3 protein-coding genes are annotated in these 3,584 nt (G+C 73.2%); all 3 read left to right on the forward strand.

Annotation, left to right across the window (positions count from 1 at the left end):
- Window positions 1–1,318: serine hydrolase (locus AB0G02_RS31600; protein ID WP_360801363.1), on the forward strand; the 1,318-nt coding region annotated here is incomplete at its 5' end.
- Window positions 1,319–1,378: 60 nt separating this feature from the next.
- Window positions 1,379–2,347, forward strand: a complete 969-nt coding sequence (locus AB0G02_RS31605) for an ornithine carbamoyltransferase (protein WP_360801366.1) — start codon at window positions 1,379–1,381, stop codon at window positions 2,345–2,347.
- The gene (locus AB0G02_RS31610) at window positions 2,344–3,579 is read left to right on the forward strand and encodes an MFS transporter (RefSeq protein ID WP_360801369.1); all 1,236 of its coding nucleotides are present in this window, start codon (window positions 2,344–2,346) and stop codon (window positions 3,577–3,579) included. Before AB0G02_RS31605 ends, AB0G02_RS31610 begins: the two co-directional genes overlap by 4 nt.
- The last annotated feature ends 5 nt before the right edge of the window (window positions 3,580–3,584 follow it).

Below are 3,584 nucleotides of genomic sequence, written 5' to 3' on the forward strand. Positions count from 1 at the left end.
GGCCGCGCTGGGCGCCCGCAAGCCGTACCTGCCGCCCACCACCGACACCGAACGGCGGCTGGCGGCGATCTGGCGGCGCGTGCTCGACGTCGAGCGGATCGGCCGGGACGACCGGTTCTTCGAGCTGGGCGGCAACTCCATGCGGGTGGTGCGGTTCCTGGCCGTGGCCAGGGAGGAGGGGATCGAGCTGTCGCTGGCCACGCTCTACCAGCACGACACGATCGCGGACCTGGCCCGGCGGCTGGACCAGGACACCGCGCCCCGCCCGTCCGGCCTGCCCTCGCCCACCGCGATGATGGCCGAGCACCACGTCCCCGGCGTGTCCATCGCGGTCATCGACGACGGCAGGCTCGTCGCCACGCACGCGTACGGCGAGCTGGTCGCGGGCGGCGGTCCGGTCACGCCGGACACGCTCTTCCAGGTCGGCTCGATCAGCAAGCACGTCACCGCGCTGGCCGCGTTGCGCCTGGCGGGGAAGGGGGTGCTGGACCTCGACGGCGACGTCAACCGGTACCTGGAGTCGTGGCGGGTGCCGTACCCGCCGGGCTCCGCGCCGGTCACGCCACGCCTGCTGATGGCGAACCTGTCCGGCCTGTCGCCCACCTCCAACGAGCCGTACCACCCGACCCGGGCGCTGCCGACCGTGCTGGACGTGCTGCGCGGCGACCCGCCGGCCGAACCGGCCCGCGTGCACCTGACCGGCGAACCCGGTCGGGACTTCGTCAAGCACAACACGCACTTCGCGGTCCTCCAGCAGCTGCTCGTCGACGTCACCGGCCGCGACTTCGCCGGCCTGATGCGCGAGCTGGTGTTCGAACCGCTGGGCATGCTCGACAGCAGCTACGACTACGCCTACCCGGAGGTGTCCGGGCGGCCGGTCGCACTGGGGCACGACGAGCGCGGCCAGGTGCTCGACGGCGGCTGGCGCAACCGCTCCACCCAGGCCGCCGGCGGCCTGTGGACCACGGCCGCCGACCTCGCGCTGGTGGCCGCCGAGATCCGGGAGGCTTACCTGGACCGGTCACCGGCGGTGCTCACGCGCGAGGTGGCCGAGCAGATGCTGGCCGTCGCGCACCCCGGCAGCCTGTTCGGGCTGGCCACCTCGGTCGACCCGACCGGGACCGACCTGGAGTACGGGCACGTCGGGGAGTCGCCCGGCTACCGGGCCGTGACGCTGAGCCGGGTGCGCGCGGGCACCGGCCTGGTGGTGCTCACCAACTCCGACTCCGGCCGCGAGGCGCACAAGTTCGTCGCGGCGCACGCCGACCGGCTGGTCGGTGACCTGGGCGCGGGCCTGGCCGCCGCGCACGCGTACTGACCGTCGTGCGCTGACCGCCGCGCGTGCGGACCGCCGCGCTTACCGACCGACATCCGAGACATGGGGCAAGAGATGGACAGCAACGCGGGACACCTGATCTCGACCACCGACCTCGGTGACCGGGATCTGCGGCACATCGTCGACCAGGGGGCGCGGTTCGGTGATCGGACCGAGCCGCCGGGACGACCGCTGGACGGGGCCGTCGTCGGCATCTACTTCCGCAAGACCTCCACCCGGACCCGCACCGCGTTCTCCAGCGGGGCGCTGCGCCTCGGCGCGCAGATCGTCACGTTCGGGCCCGGCGACCTGCAGCTCAACACCGGTGAGACGGTCGGTGACACCGGCCGGGTGCTCGCCGGGATGCTCGACCTCCTGGTCGCCCGCACCGCCGGCAAGGAGCAGGAGCTGCGCGACCTGGGCCGGTCCGGGCTGCGGGTGGTCAACGCGATGAGCGAGCTGGAGCACCCGACCCAGGCGCTGGCCGACCTGACCACGTTGACCCGGCGGTTCGGCTCGCTCGACGGGCTGCGGCTGCTCTACGTCGGCGAGGGCAACAACACGTGCACGGCCCTGGCGCTGGCGCTGAGCCGCTACCCCGGCGTGCACTTCGAGGCCCGCACACCGCCCGGCTACGGCCTTCCGGCCACGATCCTCACCGAGGCGAAGTCCCAGGCGCGGGACCACGGGTCCACCGTCGTGGAGCGGCACGACATGGACGACCTGCCCACCGACGTCCACGCCATCTACACGACCCGGTGGCAGACCACCGGCACGGTGAAGCCGGACCCGCGCTGGCGCGAGGTGTTCACGCCGTTCCGCGTCCACAAGGGACTGTGGCGGACGAGCCCGGATGCGGTGTTCATGCACGACCTGCCCGCGCACCGCGGCGAGGAGGTCACCGCCGACGTGCTCGACGGACCGCGCAGCATCGCGTTCCAGCAGGCGGAGAACAAGCTGCACAGCGCCATGGCCGTGCTGCGGTGGTGCGCGCTCGGCGTGCCGTCCGAGTTGGTCGAGGCCACCCGATGAGCGTCCGGACGGAACTGCCTCCGCTGCGCCGGAACCGCGACTTCCTGCTGCTGTGGGCGGGCGCGGGCAGCACGTTGCTGGGCACGCGGGTGACCGTGTTCGCGTACCCGCTGCTGGCGCTGTGGGCGACCCAGTCGGCCGCCGCCGCCGGGCTGGTGATGTCGGCGGCGCTGCTGCCGCAGCTCGTCGTGCAGCTGCCCGCCGGGGTGCTCGTCGACCGCGTCGACCGGCGGCGGTTGATGGTGCTGGCCGACATCGGGTGCGTGCTGCTGACCGCGAGCGTCGCGCTCGCCGTGATGGCGGGGCACACGTGGGTCGTGCACCTGATCGTGGTGGCGTTCCTGCAGGGCAGCCTGGCGATCTGCTACGACCTGGCGGAGCGTTCGGCGGTGCGGCACGTGGTGCCGACCGGGCAGCTGCCGGCGGCGTTGAGCCAGAACGAGGCACGTGCGCGTGCGGCCGGGATGCTGGGTCAGCCGATCGGCAGCGCGCTGTTCGCGTTCGTGCGCTGGTCGCCGTTCGTGTTCACGGTGGTGGCGCACCTGGTGTCGCTGGTGACGTTGCTGCTGATCCGGCGGGACTTCCAGGGCGAGCGGCCGGCCCGGCGCGACTTCCGGGCCGAGGTGGCCGAGGGGCTGCGGTGGATCTGGGGGCAGCGGCTGCTGCGGACGGCGATGGTGCTGATCTCGGTGAGCAACATCGTGTTCGCCGGGCTCGGGCTGGCGGTGATGTTCATCGTGAAGCAGGACGGCGGTTCGGCCGCGGTGCTCGGCGTGATCACCGCGATCGGCGGCGTCGGCGGCATGGTGGGCGCGTTGACCGCGAGCCGGTGGCTGCGGCGGCTGAGCATGCGGTCACTGCTCGTCGGCGGGTTCACCGCGTGGGCGCTCACCGTGGTGCCGGTGGCTTTCGTGACCGACCCGTTCGCGTTGGGGGCGGTGTTCGCGGCGTTCGGGTACATCGGCGGCGTGTTCAACGTGGCCGGTGGTGTGTACCTGGTGACGGTCGCGCCGGACGCCATGATGGGCCGTGCGGTGAGCGTGATGACCCTGCTGGGCTCCGGCCTGGCGTTCCTGGGCGGCGTGACCGCGGGCCCGCTCCTGGACACCACGGGCGCCACCACCACCGTCCTGGGCATGGCCGGCGTCATGGCCGCCCTGGCGTTGGGCGCGATCGCGAGCCCCACCGTCCGCGCCGCCGCCACCACCGTCTCCGGCACCGCACCCCGCTAACCCTC

Origin of the sequence: Actinosynnema sp. NPDC023658, from assembly GCF_040639995.1 — a bacterium.
Taxonomy (GTDB): Bacteria; Actinomycetota; Actinomycetes; order Mycobacteriales; family Pseudonocardiaceae; genus Actinosynnema.